The sequence below is a fragment of the Exiguobacterium sp. RIT452 genome (genome assembly GCF_003598705.1).
GTDB lineage: Bacteria > Bacillota > Bacilli > Exiguobacteriales > Exiguobacteriaceae > Exiguobacterium_A > Exiguobacterium_A undae.
Genome location: NZ_QXJB01000006.1, coordinates 113,740 through 133,806, shown reverse-complemented (window position 1 = coordinate 133,806; position 20,067 = coordinate 113,740). Strand labels below are relative to the sequence as shown.

The window sequence follows — 20,067 nt, the reverse complement described above, 5'->3', positions numbered from 1 at the left end:
ACCTCCCTGCTATGCTAGGACGAAAGCAGGGAGGGGAAGTCATGTCAACACTATTAGAAGAAATCCGCGCGTATCAAGAACAGTTTCGTCAAAAAGCGCCGCAGGAAAAACAACGGTTGATGGCACAAGCGACAAATGAGTTAGCCGCATCAGACGGCGCCAAAGGATTGACTGTCGGAGATGAGGCACCCCGCTTCACATTGCCGAATGCATCCGGTCAGTCGGTGTCGTTAGAGGAGTTGCTGCAAGACGGTCCCGTCATCGTGACGTTTTATCGCGGCGGCTGGTGCCCGTATTGTAATCTGGAGCTCCGGGCCTACCAACGGGAATTAGAAAAAATTGAGGCAAAAGGAGCAACGCTTGTGGCGATCAGTCCGGAAACACCGGATCATTCGCTCTCGACGCAGGAAAAAAACGACCTGGCCTTTCAAGTGTTGAGTGATGTCGATAACGTCGTCGCCCGTCAGTTCGACCTTGTGTTCGATATGCCCGACTATTTAATTGACGTGTACAAGGCATCCGGTCTTGACGTTGCCGGTCATAATGGCAATGAGGACTGGCAGTTGCCAAAACCAGCAACGTTCATCATTCAGCCGACCGGTAAAGTTTCATTTGCGGACGTCCCGGCTGATTATACAAAACGGACAGATCCGCTGACGATCATCGAAGCGTTGTAAAAATCGCATGAAACAAGAACGAAATCCCGTCTATCATCGAGGCGGGATTTTTTGTCGTAGTGTGCCATTCTTTTGTTGATAAATGTATATAAATGGGTATAGAAAGGTAACGAATTGAAGAAATGGAGGTGGGCGTTACTCCTTTTTCAATCAAGGAGTTCGCTGTGTCTATGTATAAAATCGAGCCAGTATTCAAAGAACGGATTTGGGGTGGTCGTCGTCTTGAAGAGTTGTTTCATTTCGATTTACCGGCAGGATCAATCGGAGAATGCTGGACGGTTTCGGCACATCCGAGCGGACGAACTCCTTTAGCGGACGGTCCTTATCAAGGACAGACGCTCGATCAATTGTGGCAGACCCACCGGACAAGTTTATTTGGTCCATACGCATTGGAGGCTTTTCCTTTACACGTTAAGCTGCTCGATTCTTCCTCGTATTTGTCCGTCCAAGTCCATCCGAATGATGAGGATGCGAAACGGTTGGAAGGCGAACCGTACGGAAAAAATGAATGTTGGTATATCCTCGAGGCCGAGGAAGGAGCGGAAGTCATTGTTGGTCACCATCTGTCTTGTCGCGAAGAACTCGTGACGTGTGCAGAGCGGAAGGAGTGGGATGCCTGCCTTCGTCATCAATCTGTCCAAAAAGGGGATTTCATTTACATTCCGAGTGGAACGATTCATGCCCTTGGACCGGGAATCGTGTTGCTCGAAATTCAACAAATGAGTGACCGGACGTATCGACTGTATGATTATGACCGTCTCGACGCCGATGGAAACCACCGTGAGTTGCACCTCGAAAAAGCAATCGCCGTTACGACGATTCCGGATGAACCGTTGACCATCCGACCGATTCGAGAGACGACGGCTTCCGGAACAAAAACGACCTTGTTGGAAGTCCCTTTCTTCACGGTCATCCATCATGACATCAAGGGGACGGAGTACTGCTTATCCGACAGCCCGACGTTTCGATTGCTGACCGTCGTGTCAGGTCAAGGTGAAGTATGTGCAGCTGACGGTTCCGAACAACGCCAGTTACAAAAAGGCGATCAGTATTTCATTCCCTGTTCGGCAGGGGAATACCGGATCTCCGGACAGCTGGCGTGCGTGACCAGTGAGGTGTTTCCAAGTTAAAAGCACGTATCGCCTTTGCGATACGTGCCACCGTTAATTCGAACCGAGTGAAATCGGAAGCGGATAGTTGTCTTCCTCCGTCCAGTCGATGGAGTATTTGATTTCGATCATGATCAAGTCACTCAATGTCTTTAATGTATGCGGCACCTCGCGTGGAATGTGGACGACGGAAGTCGGACCGAGCAATTGATGTTTCCCATCGATGATTGCTTCGGCTTGTCCTTGAAGAATGCTCCACGTCGAGTCTGTCTGAGCATGGTAATGATGGCTGATCTGATGGTTGGCTTGGATATGCAGCCGGCGTGTCACGGCATACCGCCCGTCGTCCAATTGTTGTTGATGAAGAATCGTCGCATACCCCCAGCGTTTCCATTCAAATTGCGGAGGCAGTTCTTGATCAACAAGATAATCTTTAAGATGGGGCGTTTCCTCTTTTGACGAAACGAGGACACCATCGGGACTGACCGAAACGATTAAGTCAGTCAAGCCGATTCCGAGGACAGGGACTTGTAATTCATTGACGATATGCGTATTGGTGGAATGGATCAACCGCGCATTTCCATGAATGGAACTTGGCATTTCTTCCGTCAGGGTATTCCACGTCCCGAGATCTTTCCAGTATCCATCATACCGATGAACGAACAGGTGGGTTGTTTTCTCGACGACGGCATAATCAAACGATGTTTTCTCAAGCGAATCATACGCCGTTCGTAATGCCTGATACGTCACAGGCACCTGTTGCTCGTTCAGGCGTTCCGTCAAGAAGTCGAGCCGGCAGGCGAAGACCCCGCAATTCCACAACGCCCCTTGATCAATCAACTCGACTGCAGTCTCCAAGGAGGGTTTTTCACGAAATTGTTGGACCGGAGACATCGTGCTTGTCGATTCAGGAATGATATAGCCGTATTTAGAAGTTGGATGAAGCGGTTCGACTCCCATTAAATGAAGCGCGTCAGGGTGGGCCTGGACGGCCGCATCGAGCGCAGAAAACCGCTGGAAAAAGGAAGCGTCGACGTAAGGATCAACCGGCATGACGATGATCGTTTCCGTTGGATCAATCCGTTCTGCCAGATAACTCGTTGCGAGCATGATGGCCGGGAACGTATCCCGCCGAGACGGTTCATGGATGACGGACACCTTGGTGCCGAGTTGATGTTCAATCGCATCGAGTTGGGCTTCCGTCGTCGTGATGACGGTCCGGTCCGCTAAACCGCTCGCTTCTAGCTGTTGAAACACCCGTTCCATCATTGATTGTTTGTGTCCATCGGCATCTTCAAGAATGCGCAGGAACTGTTTGGAATTCAAATCGTTCGACAGCGGCCAAAGTCGTTTTCCGGATCCACCTGATAATAAGAGAATATACATCATCCAACACCCTTTCTGAACTGGAGGTTTTAAAGATGGCACTGTACTTATTAGTTGATGCGCACGAGCCGACAAGAAAGATTTTGCAACGGAAGTTACTGGAACAGAATCAAGAAGTAGCAGAAGCCGCATCGGCAGAAGAAGCTTTATCGGTCCTCGAAGTACAAGACGTGGATGTCATCGTGACCGAATTACGCTTGCCGCAACTCGATGGTGTTGAACTGCTGAAAAAGGTCACGCGCTTGTACCCGTTGACCAAACAAATTGTTCTGACGGATTACATGCAATTGCATACGTTGCTAGCTGCCGTCAATTCGGGCAACATCAGCCGCTTGATGACGAAACCGTTGAAAGTTGATGAAACGATTCTTCGGATCATGAAAAAAATCGGAGCAGAAGTGGTGGAGACGAAACACCGGAAAAACAATATCGGTGTCATGTTTAACGGGATTTTAACCAATGCGAATCGTCCCTATTGTTTATTTTTTGAGGATGGAACAATCGTTGGTCGCCGTGCACTGGAAATTCCGAATCAAGAAGCGCCGGATGATGAAATGAACGGCTTGCATCGTTTTGAGTTTCCGACGCAATTCGGAACCTATATCTTGTACCAATCAATGAATGGAACGGTCATGAAACACGTTTGAAGACAAGCGACTCGACTCCGATAAAGCTGAGGCGGATGTACATGTAGATCACGCCGGCAGCGAGAAGCGGATGACGCACGTATTTTTTGAGATTCGTTTTATGATACAAAACAGGTCGGAAAAAGTACCAGCGTTGCAACGCCTTTGCCAGTCCGCCGTCTTCGTTTTGAAGCGTCGTCGGCATGACGTCAAAGTAATAGCGTTTCTTTTGGAGCAGGTCGGTCAGTTCGACCTGTTTTTCATTGTGCCGGACGAAGGTGAAGGTCGCCCGCCGGATTTGTCCTCCTTGTTCCAGGTAACGGATGGTGGGTTGGGTTTCCTCAAAACTGATTTGTGTCGGATCAATTTCACCCGAAGTCACATAGGCGTCGAGCCGCCAAAAACGGGCGGCTTCGATCGAATTGGCATCAAGCTGATCGGTCGGAATGTTAAACAGGTTCCGTTCGAACACTTTGACCTGGCTGAAAAAATTCGAATGGTCGCTGTATGCCTGTTCCGGGATGACAAGTGCTCCGATATCCGGATGGGCTTCGAGGTACAACAGACAACTCTTCAAGAGGTCATCCGACAGCACCATATCCGAATCGATGATGTACAGATACTCGACGTCGAGTGCTTTTAGACGATCGATGGCTGTTTTTCGCGCAATCCCGCGTTCGCCATGCGGCAACGCGATGACCTCAAAGCGTTCATCGTGTTGTGTTAACCGTCTGATCGTCTCGACCGTTTGATCAGTCGATCCATCGTCGGCAATGATACAACGAAAAGGTGAAGCTTGGGCTTGGAGAGAACGAATTGTTTCTTCGATAATGGCTTCATTTTGATACGTCGACATCGCGATTCCAATCATACATACTCCTCCTTCACATCAGGTAGTGGAAGTTCGTTCTGGAGCCAATTTCGAAAATGTTGACCGGTGTTATCCCAGTGCAGTGTCTGGGCGAAGCGATAGGCAGCATAACGAATCGTGTCGTATTGTTCGGTGTCTTGAATGCAGGAACGCATTTCGGAAGCGAGCGCACCGGGCGACTGGGCGACGGTCATATAACCCGCCATCCCGTATTGGACGGCATCTCGTAAACCGGGAGCGTCATAGACGATCGTCGGTGTGCCGACAGCGGCCGCTTCGCTGACCGTTAATCCCCAGCCTTCACGTTTGGAAGGGAAGAGGAGGGCGGTCGCCCGACTCATCCGTTCAAGCTTTTCCTCTGCGCTGACAAAACCGAAGTACGTAATGTCTCCCCGAATTTCTTCCGGGACAAGCGGGTCCAGCTGCTGTTGGATATAGCGCTCATCTTTTTTGCCGATGACCCAAAACTTCGCTGTCGGAAATTCTTGTTTTAGGATGACGAAGGCCTGAATGGCATCGTCGATTCCTTTATAAGCAGACATCCGTCCGACGTATAAAAAGGTCGGGACCGGCTCTTTCGGCTGCCAGGCGTCTTCTTTCCAAGGAACAAAATCGAGTCCTTCGGGCAGAATCGTGATCTGTTGTTTGGAAAAGCCGATGGAGCGTAAGTCATCCGCCGTCGACTGACTGACCGTCAAGGCGCGTCCGTGACGATACAACTGGAGCCGGGGCGTCTCGGTCTGTTCGCCGAGCCAGGCATACGGACGCTTGACGTTGATCTGCCAGATTTCACGCGTGAACTGATGAATGAACAAAGCACGCTTGGCGCGCGGGACGTAAAACGGCGTGAAGAACTGATGGGTGTTGACCTGATCGACGACGAGATCGATCGATGAAGCATGTTTGTAATAGTAAGAAGCCGCGTAGGGAATGACGGTTGCGAGTGTACCGTGGCGGACATACGTGATGCCGTCCAAAAATTCGACGTCATGTCCCCCTTCAAAGGCGGGGGAAATGTGCGTGATCGCATAATCATCCGCGACACGGCGAAGCATTTCGTGTGTAAAGACCTCGGCACCGCCGGCCTTCGGGTGTTTGATGTCACGCCACGATAAAAATAAGAGATGGGGTTTCATAAATGCTCCTCCTTTTTCGCAATCAATCGCTGTTTCGGCAAAATGAATCTCAGGACAAAGGCACTTCCTAACAAGACGACCGCTTGTCCGGTCAACCAAATTTCAACCGTTTGGCGGACGAACATAAGTGAGAGGACCAATAAGATGAGAATCCCCCAGAACCACTTCAGATAGCTTGTCCGGTGCAGCGAAAATTGGACAAGTGCTTCGTACTGGATCAGCGTGATGCCGGCGTAGACGAGCACCATGTATTTGACATACTGTCCGGCTAAGTCATAACCGGATCCGAATAACCAGGGAATGAGATACGGGACCACCGTGACGTAAAAGAGGACGGCACAGGCAAGACCACTCAATAGAAACAGGTACAACTTACGTTCCCAAATGTGAAAGGACTGTTGGTGATTAAGGCTGCTGAGGCGCGGTAAAAGAAGCTGCGATAAGGAAAGGGCGACAAACAACAACAACTGACCGAACCGTAAGGCGACGGAATAGTCGCCGGCAAATGTCGGGAAAAACCGTGTCACGAGCAGGCTGTCGAGTGTAAAGAAGAGGGTCATGACGACTTGCGTGTGAATCATATGCGTCAAACCGTGCCACCGGGTTGGACCGGTACTCTCTGGGAATGATGTCTGAAGCAGGCTGACAAGGTAAGCCATTAGCATCCCGATCAAGATAAAGGCTAAGGAAAGCGTCACGTTCGTGTACTGAAGCAAGAGCCAGGTGGCCATCACTTTTGTTAACGATTCAACATAATACGAAAGGTTCAGGGCGTAAAAACGTTCTTGCGCTTGAATGACACCACGCCTGAAAGATAATAAGATATGGAAGAAGACTGTAAGCACAACAAGAAGAAGGTTTATTCTGGTAAAAGGTAGAAGGATAGGTAAGACATACAGTAAGATAAGTAAAATGACTCCGACGACAGCCAACAACCGGTTTCGTAAAACACGATAATGATTCGTTAAATGTTGACTGAGATCGCGTGTGACCGTCCACTGCAAGGCACTTCCGATGATCAGGAGCAGACCCAGTAAAGCGAGATAACCGTTTAAAAATCCATAGTCGACACTCGATAATTGACGGGCTAACAACAAGTGATAGGCATAGTTGACGATGTTCAATAAAATATCGAGAACCGGAAAAATCAAAATTACCGCATGACGGTTCAGAAAACCAGTCATCGGAACACCTCCCATCAATCAGTTTGAATGATACGGAAAGGATGAATCAGTATGAATCAAGGTCATATCGCAGTCTTTACGGACCACGGACGGAACATTCCTTACGAAACCCTGATTTCCTATTATCCTGTACTCTTTTATACACAACCTGGTAAATGTCCTGCTTCATTTGAACAAATTGCCATTACAGAAGTGCAGAGTGCGGAAGGTAAACATGATATCAAGTTGTATGTCGTCGACTATCAGACGCGTGAAGACGAGTTGAAAATCGTGAATCAAATCCGCAGTATCCGCTCGCGCGCCAAAATTCTGCTGATCAAAGATGTCGTGCGGATGAAAGGTGATTTCCCCTACGAAGCAGTAAAAGGGGACGGCATTTTACGCACCTTTTCCTACCGGGCGGGCTACCCGAATGAACTGTTTGCGGAAATCCAACATATCATCCATCCTGAATATCCCATTTTAAAAGACACTATAGCCTTTATATTACCAATATTTAACGAAGAGAAACGTTTTATGCATGTAAAACAATTTTTAGAAGCCTTGGCAGAGCTGATCAGTGAAGATTACATTCATGCCTCGATCAACTTCTTTGATGACGCCTCTTCCGACCGTTCAAAGGCGCTGTTACATGACTATCGGTCCATCGTCATGGAAGCGACGGATACATTGTTTACAGTCGGATATCTGGAAGTCCATCAGGTGGAACGGAATACTCGGAAAGCGGGACTTTTCATCGAAGGGATGAAAAATATCTCGAGTGATTATTACGTGTTCGTCGATGCTGACAATTCGTTTAAGACAGAAGACATCGCCCGTCTGCTGACGATTGCCCAAAACGATTATTATGATATCGTCATCGGAACGAAGGACCTGACGATCGAAGACCGCGGTCTTGTCCGGCGTCTGCTCAGTTTTGCCAAACGGAATCTGACACGGACCTTTTTACCAAAAGGGGTGACGGATTCACAAACCGGTCTAAAAATCATCAATCGTCGTGTCGTCCCACGGATTCTGCCGTATTTAAACGTCGAGAGTGGTCTGGCGATTGATTTGGAATTGATGTATGCCGCGAAAAAAGAACGGTTGCGTGTGTTCCAACAGCCTGTGACCTGTATCGAGCGGGAAGGATCACACGTCAATCTGGTCAAGGACTCGATTGCTTTTTTAAAGACGATGGTTGCTTTGTATCGACGCCATCGTTAAATACCCTGTACCGGCTCGTTATGCAACGGGTCGGTACAGGGTATTTGTCATGTCTTCGATTTTTTAGGGCGACGAATCGCTGACAACAGTTTCGCACGGAACCGTTGACGAACCGCCACGAACCGGTGACCCGTCATCCACCAGATCAGCAGTCCGCTCAAGGGGAATGCGAGCAGCAGGACCGTCAGTCCGACGTAATAGACAGGACGTAAGACGACGGTGACATCGGCCGTTGATTGAGTCGAGCGGTACAGTTGGCTGACGCCGTTCAGCGCGATGTTGCCCCGCATCGGTTCGACGCCGTCCCGTAACTCAAAGAGCGGTGTCGGCGAATCATTGACTGTAAAACGACCAAGGGGCGCATCACTTGTGATGTGTCGATTCATCAAGGATGGAGTGATGCCGAGTTTCTCGGCCGGTGTTTTGGCAAACAGCGGTTTTCCGGTCTGCTCTGCCATCACGAACTGATCAACGAGGATCAGTTGATCGTAAGGGAGAAACTCCAGATTTTTAAGCTGTAAGCTGCCTGCCTTTTTTTCATTGCCGCGTGTCCAGATATGGAGCTGCATCCGGACCGTTTTTTTCGGAGGAATGATCATCTGTTCGTAATGATTCCAGCGGCTCTTTTTGTCTTCCTCGACTTCATTGATGAAATCAGTCCCGATGACACGGTCTTTTTCATCCAGATAAAAAACTTTCAAGTGGCGTTGCCGGACATTTTTACTGACCGCATCAAACTGCAGCAAGTATTCATGATTCGGACGTGCCTTAATTTTTTGAGAGGCGAAGATATACCAGTCACACGAACAAGTTGCTTCATATTCCATGCGATACGTACCGTCTTTTTCGCTCCCGCTGAACATATCGTCCGTGATCGAGACACATGTCGCACAATTGGCGGCTGCTTCCGGTTCCGTAAGCGGCTTGTCGGTGACGATTTCATTCGGATCAAATTGATGCAGATCGTCCATCGTAACGAGTGACGGAACGGCACTCGCATACACCAGTTCAATCTCATAACGACCGCCCGTCAACGGGATGTCTTCCAGCGTAATCTGATGAAGTGCCGAGTAGACATCCGGCAAGGATTCGAGTTGATACGGAAAATCCCGGTGCAACGGATCGAAGGTCACGGTTTCTTGACCAATCGCTTGTTTTCGGATGTCTGCCGTCTTAAAATCCTGCGCCGTCAAGACACGCCGATAGATCGTCTCTTTTCCATCCCGCAGCAAGACGGTCAGACGGCCTCTTGGATTCGTTGGTCGTGTCGCCTTCAGTTGGATGTCGTAAGTGCCGTCTTCACGTACATCAATCGTTCGACGCAACGCACCGTTTTGAGCAGCCACACCCTTTCCGAAACTGAATCCGGGATAGTTGCGTTCGGATTGAAGATGTCCCTCGTAATCAAAGGCGGTTTCTGCTTCGAGCACCATCAACGTTTTGGTGATGGCGAGCTTCTCATCCAGTCGTTCCTGAACTTTCGTCCATTCTTCTTTCGGAATCAAGACGATATTTTGAACGGCATTAAAGCCGGCCGTATTCGTGATGCGGAGTGTCGAACTGCTGTTTTCTGCGATGAGGTTTCCAAGAGGCACCCAAACGAGTTTTGCCCCTGCCGCTTGCTTCGTCTTGACCGAGAATGTTTGGTCGTTGAATTCAAAGTCAAGCTGGCCGCCGTTTTGGTTCAATAAGACACGTGCGTAACCGGCATAACGACCGCGGGCAGTCTCTTTTGTCATCTCAATCGTGTTCGGTACCATGTAGTCCTCGAAACTGAAAATCTTGATGTCGTGGACCCACCAATACGTTTTCCGCTCCGGACGCTGAAAACTCAGCAAATCAATCCGCATCGTCTTGGCGTCTTTCGGGGTGACATATTCGCCTTGCAGATGGATCGCGTCAAGGTCACCGGAATCGCGTGGGGCGACGACATACGTCTGATTCAGCTCACGCTCCTGTGCATCATAAAACCGGACTTTGACATGCAACCGGTCGACGCCACGACCGGACGCCGTGATATCAAACCGGTACGCATTGTTCGGTAAGGCGTCCAGCTTGCCGGATTTTGCGACTTGCCAAATATATTTCGGATCGCCTTCTGCGACTTCTGCGTGCAGGACAGGCAGATTGTTTTCTTTTGATAAGGGATTCGGCGACAAGTCGACGATGTCCGGATTATCCGCTTTGAAAAACGTCTCGTCCTCAAGCATCGAGTTGAACGACGCGACTTGTTTTGTCTTCAACTGATCAAGTTGATAGACGGGAGCATCTATCTTGGCCGAGGCGAAAGACAAACCGATCCCATCCCCGAAGTCGAGATCAAACGACGGATTTGCGATGCCCTGTGTCCGTAAATACCAGCGCCAATCACTGTTTGCCAAAAAGGTTTTGCCCCAGTTCAGGAATGAGTTGGCGGAGTCGATTGCCTCAAACGGTTTCCAATAGTACTGTTCCGGAACCTGGCTCAGCAAAACATCGTTTTCTTCCGCCATTTCGATGATGTCATCTTGTTTCAACCAGGATAACCCGTCCTGATGAGCTTGCGTCGCATATAAAATCGACTGGGGACCGAGGGCGTAGTCGTCCAATGTGGAGAATGTAACCGACCGTTCAAGTCCGTACGGTGTCAAAATCAGTTGCGGAACGGTCCGAGTGTCGAGTGGTTCGATTAAATCGAATAACGTAAACAGACCCACTTGTTTCGTCGCCAATAGATCACGTTGGGTTGCGAGAATCTTTTTGTTGAAGGCTTGCCGCTCCTTCATGCCCGTATATTCCGTCCGGTACGCGAACTGTTGCAGACCAAACGCCTGTGCAATTTGTCCGGCTTGATCGGAGCGACCCGTATCGAGCAAATATTGCATGAACGTCATCATGTAGCGAACCGTTTGGGTGGTACCTTCGTGGTGAAAGACGGTGTTTGCCTGCGAACCGTAGACGTGGACATCGCCGGTTGCTTTGGTTTCGCCGTCCGGATGCGGATTTTTATTCCAGGTCGGTGTCGCGACCCCCGTACTCGGTTGTGTCATTTCATCCGCAATCGGAAACTGAAGCCATTTTCCGTCAATCAGTTCTTGAACGGCGGTATATTCTTTCGGCATTTTCACCGGATGATAAAAACCTTCCATGTAGACGGCGCGGTACGGCCAGAAAAACAACCCGAGAGCGATGACCGTCGTCCCGATGGCAAGCAGGCGGTAAACCGGAAGCGGCAACGTTTTGGAAGGGCGGTTGAACACGGTCGCGAGGCTGGAAGCGAGCAACAAACTATAGCTCACCATCAGCAATCCGACTAACTTGTTAGGGTCCCGAAACATGGCGCCGATCAGCGGCGTCTTCGTGACGAACAAGACAAAGAGGTCGGCGACCTGCTCGTGCGTCCCTGTCGAAAACACAATCAACGGGATGCTGAGCCCGGTAAAGAATAACAGGATCGGCTGACGATAGGAGACGAATGCACCAAGCGAAATTAATAACAGAATAACACCGCCGCCTAACCAGAAACTGAGTGGTAACGTCGTCAGATCAAACATCGGCCACCAGTAGCTCGTTAAATAAAATACATTCGTCCATGAAGAATGACGACTGAACAACATCAACGTATCGGAGACATTGATGTTATGTTGCGAAGCTTGTGATCCGGTCAAGATGGAACCGACATACATGAAAAACCAGTATGAATTAAACAACAGGAAAACAAGCGAAAAGGCAATCGTGGAGCGGACATAAAAACCGATCAACGGTTGAATGATTTGCTCCTTCCGACGTGTCCAGAAAGTCTTCGCAAAAATCAGGGCGACCATGATCCCCATGTAGATCAAGGAGAAGAAAAAGTAATGGATGCCGGCCGCCATGAAAGCAAAGACAACGGACAGTCCGGTAATGTCGATCCATGTCCGGCGCGACAGTCGGTCGGATAAGGAGAAGTTCGGATTCAGCTGTTCGCGGAACTTGGGATCAAATATATTAAAAAACAACAATAAGGCAAGTGGAAAGACGGAGTAGCCACATAAGAGATAGATGTGCTGGATCCGCGTGATGACCCATGGATTCAAGGCATAAAACAAAGCGGCGAGACCAAAGGCGACGAGTGATAAAAAAGAAAAGTGAGGTGAGACGTAGACCGAATGCAACCGTTTCGTCAAAGCGAACATCGAAACAGCGGACACGATCAACAAGCCAAAAATAAACGACTTGATCAGAATCGGACCGGACGCACCAAACAGCAGACTGAGCAGATAAAAAGGAAAGATGTAAATCAGACGGGCGACGTTCAACAAGGTCGTCGTACTCCACCGGTTGTTCCAGGCGCCAAAAATTTCTTCGAGATACCGATTGGACGAGAGACCAAATGACATATCACTGAAGACGACCATTCCCGGTTTCAGCAGGGGGGCGCCGTACAGAACAATCAAAACGAGAACGCCGGTTAACACGAGAGCATCTTTGCGGTAGGTTCGACCAAATCTGCGGGCAGCATCGAGTAGTGATTGTAATGAGGTCTGCATCAAAGAACTCCTCTCTCAAAAAAAAGGTCAATTCTTTTACTATTCGGGATGTACCGGGGTGATTCCTAGAACAGCTTCACTTAATTTTAACAAAAATGACAACAGACTCCTCCGTCTGAAGGAGGAGCCTGCATGGGTTACATTACCGTTCGATGTGATTGGTCAATTCATCAACCAATTGTTCCAAGGAACTTGTCATCTGACCGAGTGACTGGGTCATCGTTTCAAATTCGTGTTGTACGGTCGTTTGCCGTTCGAGTGAGACGGCGGTCGATTCAATGCCATGGCGGACTTCAAGCGAGGCGGTTCGGGTCGTCTCCATCCGCTGTTCGATATCAAGCATCTGGACCCCGACCCCTTGACGGGCTGTTTGAATCGAGCTGATGCTTTGTTCGACCTCCTGGACCAGTTGCGTGATGTCAGCAAACGTCTGCCGGACACGCTTGGTCATCTGCTGGTTTTCCGACAGTGTCGTCGTATAACTGGCTGCCGTTTCCTTGATTTGATCGGTATCGGCAATCAATGCCTGTAAAACTTCCGTCACTTCATTGGCATAACTGCGGGACTGGACCGCGAGGTGACCAACTTCCGTCGCGACGACGGCGAATCCACGCCCGGCGTCACCGGCACGTGCGGCTTCGATGGCAGCATTTAACGCCAGTAAGTTGGTCTGGCCGGCAATCGCTTCCAGACTGGCAAGGATTTTTTGGATTTTATCCGATCGGCTGGCCATTGCTGTAACAGAAGTATGCAGACCGTTCGTCGATTCGACCATCGCTTCCACCCGGCGGTCCATCAGATGCATTTCTTCGTTTCCGGTCAAAGCGGTTTTCGTCATATTTTCCGTCGTCGTGGCCGTCCGCGCCATTTTCGCCTGAATCGTTGCGATGGCGGCATTAATCTGATGCAACTGATCCGTTCCTTGTTGCATCGATTGGTGTTGACCGTCTGCAGAGTGAACGATTGGCGCAATGGCGGTCGCGATTTGATTGGTCGCTTCGACCGATTGGACAGCGGCCTGTTGTAAATGCATCGTATTGGTCTTCAAACTACCGACCAGGGATTCAATCTGTTGACTGACATTCGTGATCAGCGTCGTTGCGTCCGCTTCACGGCGTGACGCCGCTTGACGTTCCTTATTCTGAACACTGATTTGAATGATGAGCGCAGCACTCGTCAAAATCAGGAAGACGGCATGAATCATCAGAATGCTGAACGGATAACCGGTCGTCCCGCAAATCAACGCCGGTGCAAAAAAGAAGCCGGCAAAATGTTGAACGGCAAACAGAACGGTACTGACAAGAATCAAATCAATCCGACGGAAGTAGGCAATCAAGGCCAACACCATAAAAATCGAGAAATGGTATTCGACAAGTCCGTTTCCGCCAGCGATAATCGACATACTGGAAAAAGTTAAGGTCAGCGTTAATAGAAGCGGTACGTGTTTACTGCGCGGGTGCATCCGGTACAGGACAGCGGCAGCAAGCAAACAGAACACCGGTAACAAAGCAATCCAAGTCAGCATGATTGGTGAGGCGGCACTGACGTTTCCACGGATGATTTGATATCCGTCCGCAAATGCTGTGAAGCGGTGTAAACCATGAATGATCAATGACAAGACGACGACAAAAAGGCTGATTCCAAGCATAAGTTGATTTCGACGTTTCATAAAATAAAATTCCCCCATTTTTTAGTTAAAAGTGAAACAAATCACGAGTAAACATGCTAAACGTATACCACTATCGGTCGAGGAATTCAGATTGTTTAGCTTCAAGATACTTAAAATAAAATTAAATGTTAAAATCTGATTTTACGGCTAAACGACTACGATATGGGGTATAGAAATGCATTGAGACTTGTAGGAGGAACGCGCATGAAATGGAAGGGCAGAGAAAGAAGTTCGAACGTTGAAGACCGGCGGGGGATGGGTGGAAAAGGAGTTGCCGGAATCGGCGGTGGACTCGGAATCATCATTCTGATTGTCGTGACCTTGATGGGAGGCAATCCGGCTGATCTGTTAGGGGGATTAACAGAATCAGAAAACGGGAGTCAGACGGAATACCAGGAAACGGCTGAAGAAAAAGAAGCGGCTGATTTCGTTTCCGTTGTCTTGGCGGACACGGAAAAAGTCTGGACAAAAGAGTTTAAGCAGGACGGCATGACCTATCAAGAACCGACACTTGTCCTCTACACGGATCAAGTCAGTTCCGCGTGTGGAGAAGCCGGGAAGTCTGTCGGGCCTTTTTATTGTCCGGGGGATCAGAAATTATACATTGATTTAAGTTTTTATGACGAGTTACAAACGAAATACGGGGCACCGGGTGATTTTGCGATGGCGTACGTCATCGCCCATGAAGTCGGGCACCATGTCCAGACCTTGCTCGGAACATCAGACGAAATCATGCCGCTTCGTCAAAAGATGAGCGAAGAGAAATTTAACAAGTATCTCGTTCGTTTTGAACTGCAGGCGGATTATTATGCGGGCGTCTGGGCGCATCACGCGCAAGGACAAAATCTGCTGGAAGAAGGCGATTTGGAAGAGGCACTTGGTGCCGCGAATGCCGTCGGCGACGATACGTTACAGGAGAAAGGACAAGGCTATGTCGTGCCGGAAAGCTTTACGCACGGGACGTCTGCGCAGCGGGAACGCTGGTTCCAAAAAGGATTTGACAACGGAACGATTGAAGGCGGCGACACCTTCAAAGCGAAGAACTTATAAGCATGAGCAACAGGCACCACTTCATAACGAAGTGATGCCTGTTTTAGATTAATCGTTGTATTGGTTGAACATCGTAGTATCGTCCGGGACATTAGCGAGGTAGACGATTTTTCCGTCTGCATCCAGTCGGGCGATATCCGTTCCGTCTTGCGTGAAGACCGATCCGTCCGCCCGCTTACCACAAACGGCCCATCGTGTTTCAAGCGTATCGCCTGTTTCGGAAGGCAACCATCCCGCATACATGTGCTTGATGTCCTGGTTGGCGGTAAAGACCATCCGGACAAACTGTTTCCAGGCGTCGATCCCGTGTTGTTCCTGTCCGTTTAAGACGAACGTGATCTCATCCGAGAACAGGGAAACAAGATCGGTGAAGGCTTGTTCATCGGTCCGGGAAGCATCAAATAAATCAAAATAGCGGTCGAGTGTCGTTGTAGTCATTAGTCATTCTCCTTTTAATTGCGAATCATTTTTTCTTCGATTAAACTCTGTAGCTTCGTCAAGTGATCGGGCGGACAATTTAAATAAATTTCACGGCGGATCGAATCGATCGTTTCGCGTTTGAGCGTCGATTGCCACGACTGTTCGGCTTCCGCCATCAAGTCGGACAATAAGCAGATGTTTTGGTTTTGGATACCCATCAAATCTTCAAAGACTCCGCTTGACGCATACAAAGATTGTTTGCCTTCAATCGCTTCGTAGACATCAAACACACGAATTTGTTCCGGCGAAGCTTTCAGACGGAACCCGCCTTTGGCTCCGGGAACGGACATCAGCAGATCCGCATGAACAAGCTTGCGGAGCAGTTTTTGAAAATAGGTCGGGGAAGCACCGAGTTGTTGGCTGATGAATTCGCCCGGCAGGACCCCTTTATCCGGTAAAAACGTCAATAAGAGCATGGCGTAGATGGATTGCTCAACACCGGTTTTCATTTGCACAAGACATTCTCCTCTTTGTATAACGTGGATAACTATTGTCCACGATACAATCAGATCAATGGATTGTCCAGTAAAATGTCTCTCACAAAACCGTCACACCTTTTCGGCAGCATACCCGTGGCATCAACAGAATGGATTCGGTATACTGAATGTACGATATGTGAAAATATTCACTAAAAGTCGTTCACACTTTGTGAAAGGGCGTTTGATTATGAATCCACTTAAAGGAATCATCACGATTCCGCGTTCAATTTTAATACAACTGATGCTGGCAGCCGTCTTAATGGGTGTTGCCGTCATCGGCCAATCCTATTTGATCGTCATCATCGTTGATCGGATTTTTCTGCAAGAAGATCCGTTTTCGGCAGTCATTCCGTTGCTTGGTGTCCTGTTGTTGATGCTTGTCCTGCGTGTCGGCGTCACGTACTGGAACGGACGTCTCGGGACGAATCTTGCGGCACGGGTCAAACAGGATTTACGCCAGGCACTTGTCGCGAAATATACGAAAAACTCCGTTGAATCGATGCTCGAAGGACAATCCGGAAAAAAGGTCAGTGTCCTGCTGGATTCGGTCGATGAGATGGACAGTTATTACAGTCAGTACATGCCGAAAGTCATCCAGACGTCGATCGTCCCGCTGATGGTGCTGATCGCAGCCTTCAGCTATGACTGGGTCACGGGACTCGTCATGATGATTACAGCCCCGTTCATTCCATTGTTTTACATCGTCATCGGAATCATGACCCAAAATCGGGCCGATACGCAGCTGGAGAAAATGAATGCCTTCTCCGGAACATTCCTGGATACGTTACAGGGACTGACGACGTTGAAATTATTTGGTCGGGCGAAGGCCCAACAGGACGTCATCGAACGGAGCAGCCTCGACTTTCGGGATGCGACGTTGACGGTGCTGAAACTTGCCTTCTTGTCATCATTGATGCTCGAATTCATCTCGATGCTCAGTATGGGAATGATTGCGCTTGAAGTCAGCTTACGTTTGATTCTGTTCCAAAGCATCACCTTTGTCCCGGCCTTTTTGATGTTGGTATTGGCGCCGGAATACTATCTGGCGTTAAAGGAAATGGGCGCAGCGTTCCATACAGGACGGGGCAGTGTCGCGGCCGCGAAACAAATTGCGGCGGAACTGACGGAAGATGACCGGAGCGTCGTCTTCGGACAGACGGAACTGCCGGCAGCCCGTCCACCACGGATCGAATTAAAGGACGTCGCTTTTTCGTACCGCGATGCCCGGTTTGCGATGACCGAACTGAATCTTGCAATCGAACCGTATCAGAAGGTCGCGTTGATCGGTCGCAGCGGTGCCGGCAAATCGACGGTCCTTCAGTTGCTCGCGGGTCTCGCCGATCCGCAGGACGGACAACTGTTACTTGACGGTCAACCCCGTCAGATGATCACCGAAGCAAGCTGGTTCCGCCAACTGAGCTATATCTCCCAGCATCCGTATTTGTATGCCGGGACACTTGCGGAGAATATCGCGATTGGTGAATTACGCGAGGCATCCCGTTCAGCGATTGAACAGGCCGCATCTGATGCCGGGCTGACGGAACTGATCGGACAGTTGCCGAACGGACTCGATACGGTGATCGGGGAAGGCGGACGCGGATTATCCGGCGGAGAAAAACAGCGCGTTGCCTTGGCGCGTGCGTTCTTAAAACGACCAAACATCATCTTGTTTGATGAACCGACGACCGGTCTTGACGTCAAGACGGAACGGTTGTTGCAGGAAGCAATCACGGTTTTAGGACGTGAAGCGACCGTCATCACGGTCGCCCACCGGTTGCATACGATTGAACAATCGGATCAAATCGTCATTCTGGAAGCAGGACGGATTGTCGACCGAGGAACACATGAAGAGTTGATGGGACGTGAATCGGAGTATGCGATGATGCGTGCCGTTCAACGAGGGGAGGAGACACGATGAAAGAGTTGATGGGGATTTTTCGCTTGATGTTGCACCAAAAACGAGACATCGTCTTCTCGATTTTCTTCGGTGTTCTGGCCGGAGTCACAGCGGTCGGGTTGTTTGCGGCAAGTGGATTTTTAATCTCGAAAGCAGCACTGTTGCCACCGATCCAGACACTGGCTGTCTTGATTGCCTTACAGAAACTGTCCAGCTTGACGCGGGCGGCGAGTCGTTACGCCGAACGCTATTATTCGCACCGGGCGACGTTTACGATTCTCAGTGATTTACGAACGACGTTTTATAAACGACTTGAACCGCTCGCACCAGGCATCTTTGCCAAGTACCGGAGCGGCGACTTGCTCGCACGAATCGTCGGCGACGTCGAAAGTCTGCAAAATACGTTTTTACGTGTTGTTTATCCACCGATCATCTTAGTGCTCGTTTTTCTTTGTACGATCTTTTTTGTCAGCTTCTTTTCGCTCAGTGTTGCGCTTGTCCTCGTAATCGGTCTTTTGTTGACTGGATTCATCATTCCCGGCTGGTTTGCCTACCGGGAACAACGTTTTGCGCGGTCCGTTCGGGCACGGCGCGGGGAACTGTCGACGGAAGTGACGGAACTCTTCCAAGGATACCGGGACTTAAAGATTTACCAACAACTCGGGAACAAGGAAGCAGAACTGAATGCTGTCGCAGCGCGGTACGTCGCGGAAGAAAAACGGAACGGGCTGCACGCCGTCTCGAATCTTGCATGGAACACACTCGCCACCTTGATCATTTCCTGGATTGTGTTGGGTCTCGGTGCTTATCTGGTCGCCGACGGTCAGCTCGAAGGTGTTTTCCTCGCCTTACTCGTCATGACCTCGTTGACGGTGTTTGAAAATGCAGCCCCAATGGCGATTTTGCCGGGCTTCTTTGAAGACAGCCGCCACGCGGCGCGACGGCTCGATGATGTGGTCGAAGCGACGGTTGAACCGAACTATCGTCCGTTTGAGCTGACGCGGGCACCGGAACTCCGGGCCGAACAGGTCACGTTTGCGTTTCCCGATCAGGAACGTCCGGTCTTACGAGACGTCAGCGTGACATTTCCTGCCGGCAGCAAAACAGCAGTCGTCGGAGCGAGCGGCTCCGGGAAATCGACCCTACTGCAACTGTTGTTGCGCATGTATCCAGCAGACGGGATCCGGATTGAGGGAACGCTAGGTCAAGAGATTGATCCGGAAGCGGTATGGCGACAGTCGAATGTCGTCTTGCAACAAAACCATTTCTTTTATGGAACGATTCGCGACAATTTGAAGTTGGCCAGTAGCGAGGCAACGGATGATCAGATGATTGAAGCACTGAATCAAGTGGGTCTTTCGTTGCTCGCTCTAGACGACCGGGTGCTCGAAAAAGGGGAAAACCTGTCCGGCGGTGAAAAACAACGGCTGGCGATTGCCCGGATTTTCTTACGACAAGCTCCGCTCTACCTGCTTGACGAACCGACCTCATCGGTTGATGCCTTGACGGAACAGACCATCTTACAGCACTTGTTCGCACGTGCGGCGGATGCAACGCTGTTGCTAGTCAGTCACCGTCTCGCAGGACTTGAGGAGATGGACCAAATCGTTGTTATGGAACAAGGTCAAGTCGTCGAAGTTGGCACGTATGCCGATTTGATGGCACGACAAGGTGCTTTTTATGCTTTAAAACAAGTCGAACAGTCAGTTTTTACACCGGATCAACTGGTCCGCTGAACGAAAAGCCACATCCTTCGCTTTGTCAGCGTGGGATGTGGCTTTTTTTGTGG

Annotated in this window: 15 protein-coding genes; 7 read left to right on the top strand and 8 right to left on the bottom strand. The window is 49.7% G+C overall.

What is annotated here, in order from left to right; genetic code table 11:
* Positions 1–41 precede the first annotated feature (41 nt).
* Together D3D03_RS13295 and D3D03_RS13290 are read left to right on the top strand one after the other, a co-directional pair.
* Entirely contained in the window at positions 42–677 is a 636-nt protein-coding gene (locus D3D03_RS13295; RefSeq protein WP_119923818.1) for a peroxiredoxin-like family protein, read from the top strand.
* Positions 678–847: 170 nt separating this feature from the next.
* On the top strand, positions 848–1,807 hold the full coding sequence (locus D3D03_RS13290; RefSeq protein ID WP_158583701.1) for a type I phosphomannose isomerase catalytic subunit: 960 nt from the start codon (positions 848–850) through the stop codon (positions 1,805–1,807).
* A gap of 33 nt (positions 1,808–1,840) precedes the next feature.
* Here the strand turns inward: D3D03_RS13290 and D3D03_RS13285 are convergent, their stop codons facing one another.
* Entirely contained in the window at positions 1,841–3,172 is a 1,332-nt protein-coding gene (locus D3D03_RS13285; protein ID WP_158583700.1) for a sugar phosphate nucleotidyltransferase, read from the bottom strand.
* Positions 3,173–3,207: 35 nt separating this feature from the next.
* On the opposite strand from D3D03_RS13285, the gene D3D03_RS13280 reads away from it, so the two are divergent.
* A complete protein-coding gene (locus D3D03_RS13280) occupies positions 3,208–3,819 on the top strand; it encodes a response regulator (protein ID WP_119923848.1) in 612 nt (203 codons plus the stop codon).
* Here the strand turns inward: D3D03_RS13280 and D3D03_RS13275 are convergent.
* Genes D3D03_RS13275 through D3D03_RS13265 form a run of 3 tightly spaced genes read right to left on the bottom strand, consistent with a single transcriptional unit; the run spans position 3,803 to position 6,989 of the window.
* On the bottom strand, positions 3,803–4,669 hold the full coding sequence (locus D3D03_RS13275) for a glycosyltransferase family 2 protein (RefSeq protein ID WP_026834249.1): 867 nt from the start codon (positions 4,667–4,669) through the stop codon (positions 3,803–3,805). The genes D3D03_RS13280 and D3D03_RS13275 overlap by 17 nt on opposite strands.
* On the bottom strand, positions 4,666–5,805 hold the full coding sequence (locus tag D3D03_RS13270; RefSeq protein ID WP_119923815.1) for a glycosyltransferase family 4 protein: 1,140 nt from the start codon (positions 5,803–5,805) through the stop codon (positions 4,666–4,668). The genes D3D03_RS13275 and D3D03_RS13270 overlap by 4 nt, the downstream gene beginning before the upstream one ends.
* On the bottom strand, positions 5,802–6,989 hold the full coding sequence (locus tag D3D03_RS13265) for an MATE family efflux transporter (RefSeq protein ID WP_026834247.1): 1,188 nt from the start codon (positions 6,987–6,989) through the stop codon (positions 5,802–5,804). Before D3D03_RS13265 ends, D3D03_RS13270 begins: the two co-directional genes overlap by 4 nt.
* A 51-nt stretch (positions 6,990–7,040) precedes the next feature.
* Here D3D03_RS13265 and D3D03_RS13260 point away from each other — a divergent pair, with 51 nt between their 5' ends.
* Positions 7,041–8,195 (top strand): glycosyltransferase, encoded by a 1,155-nt coding sequence (locus D3D03_RS13260; protein ID WP_119923814.1) that lies wholly within the window; start codon positions 7,041–7,043, stop codon positions 8,193–8,195.
* Positions 8,196–8,242: 47 nt separating this feature from the next.
* Here D3D03_RS13260 and D3D03_RS13255 read toward each other — a convergent pair whose 3' ends face one another.
* Both D3D03_RS13255 and D3D03_RS13250 read right to left on the bottom strand, forming a co-directional pair.
* Positions 8,243–12,703, bottom strand: a complete 4,461-nt coding sequence (locus tag D3D03_RS13255) for an MFS transporter (protein WP_119923813.1) — start codon at positions 12,701–12,703, stop codon at positions 8,243–8,245.
* A 142-nt stretch (positions 12,704–12,845) separates the two neighbouring features.
* Positions 12,846–14,372 carry a methyl-accepting chemotaxis protein gene (locus D3D03_RS13250; protein WP_158583699.1) on the bottom strand — a complete coding sequence of 509 codons (1,527 nt, stop codon included), beginning with the start codon at positions 14,370–14,372 and terminating at the stop codon, positions 12,846–12,848.
* A gap of 204 nt (positions 14,373–14,576) precedes the next feature.
* Between D3D03_RS13250 and ypfJ the strand changes: the two genes are divergently transcribed.
* Positions 14,577–15,422 (top strand): KPN_02809 family neutral zinc metallopeptidase, encoded by an 846-nt coding sequence (gene ypfJ, locus D3D03_RS13245; RefSeq protein ID WP_119923811.1) that lies wholly within the window; start codon positions 14,577–14,579, stop codon positions 15,420–15,422.
* Between the two features lie 48 nt (positions 15,423–15,470).
* Here ypfJ and D3D03_RS13240 read toward each other — a convergent pair whose 3' ends face one another.
* Together D3D03_RS13240 and D3D03_RS13235 are read right to left on the bottom strand one after the other, a co-directional pair.
* Positions 15,471–15,860 (bottom strand): nuclear transport factor 2 family protein, encoded by a 390-nt coding sequence (locus D3D03_RS13240; RefSeq protein WP_119923810.1) that lies wholly within the window; start codon positions 15,858–15,860, stop codon positions 15,471–15,473.
* 14 nt (positions 15,861–15,874) lie between these two features.
* Positions 15,875–16,357: an RrF2 family transcriptional regulator gene (locus D3D03_RS13235; protein ID WP_028107202.1), complete on the bottom strand. Its 483-nt coding sequence runs from the start codon at positions 16,355–16,357 to the stop codon at positions 15,875–15,877.
* Positions 16,358–16,568: 211 nt separating this feature from the next.
* Here D3D03_RS13235 and cydD point away from each other — a divergent pair, with 211 nt between their 5' ends.
* Positions 16,569–18,299 (top strand): thiol reductant ABC exporter subunit CydD, encoded by a 1,731-nt coding sequence (cydD, locus tag D3D03_RS13230; protein ID WP_119923809.1) that lies wholly within the window; start codon positions 16,569–16,571, stop codon positions 18,297–18,299.
* Positions 18,296–20,014 (top strand): thiol reductant ABC exporter subunit CydC, encoded by a 1,719-nt coding sequence (cydC, locus tag D3D03_RS13225; RefSeq protein WP_119923808.1) that lies wholly within the window; start codon positions 18,296–18,298, stop codon positions 20,012–20,014. Before cydD ends, cydC begins: the two co-directional genes overlap by 4 nt.
* Positions 20,015–20,067 lie beyond the last annotated feature (53 nt).

Coding starts and splice junctions, on each gene's coding strand:
- cydD (WP_119923809.1), top strand. CDS start 16,569: ATGAATCCACTTAAAGGAATCATCACGATTCCGCGTTCAATTTTAATA.
- ypfJ (WP_119923811.1), top strand. CDS start 14,577: ATGAAATGGAAGGGCAGAGAAAGAAGTTCGAACGTTGAAGACCGGCGG.
- D3D03_RS13255 (WP_119923813.1), bottom strand. CDS start 12,703: ATGCAGACCTCATTACAATCACTACTCGATGCTGCCCGCAGATTTGGT.
- D3D03_RS13260 (WP_119923814.1), top strand. CDS start 7,041: ATGAATCAAGGTCATATCGCAGTCTTTACGGACCACGGACGGAACATT.
- D3D03_RS13280 (WP_119923848.1), top strand. CDS start 3,208: ATGGCACTGTACTTATTAGTTGATGCGCACGAGCCGACAAGAAAGATT.
- D3D03_RS13265 (WP_026834247.1), bottom strand. CDS start 6,989: ATGACTGGTTTTCTGAACCGTCATGCGGTAATTTTGATTTTTCCGGTT.
- D3D03_RS13250 (WP_158583699.1), bottom strand. CDS start 14,372: ATGAAACGTCGAAATCAACTTATGCTTGGAATCAGCCTTTTTGTCGTC.
- D3D03_RS13240 (WP_119923810.1), bottom strand. CDS start 15,860: ATGACTACAACGACACTCGACCGCTATTTTGATTTATTTGATGCTTCC.
- D3D03_RS13295 (WP_119923818.1), top strand. CDS start 42: ATGTCAACACTATTAGAAGAAATCCGCGCGTATCAAGAACAGTTTCGT.
- cydC (WP_119923808.1), top strand. CDS start 18,296: ATGAAAGAGTTGATGGGGATTTTTCGCTTGATGTTGCACCAAAAACGA.
- D3D03_RS13275 (WP_026834249.1), bottom strand. CDS start 4,669: ATGATTGGAATCGCGATGTCGACGTATCAAAATGAAGCCATTATCGAA.
- D3D03_RS13270 (WP_119923815.1), bottom strand. CDS start 5,805: ATGAAACCCCATCTCTTATTTTTATCGTGGCGTGACATCAAACACCCG.
- D3D03_RS13290 (WP_158583701.1), top strand. CDS start 848: ATGTATAAAATCGAGCCAGTATTCAAAGAACGGATTTGGGGTGGTCGT.
- D3D03_RS13285 (WP_158583700.1), bottom strand. CDS start 3,172: ATGTATATTCTCTTATTATCAGGTGGATCCGGAAAACGACTTTGGCCG.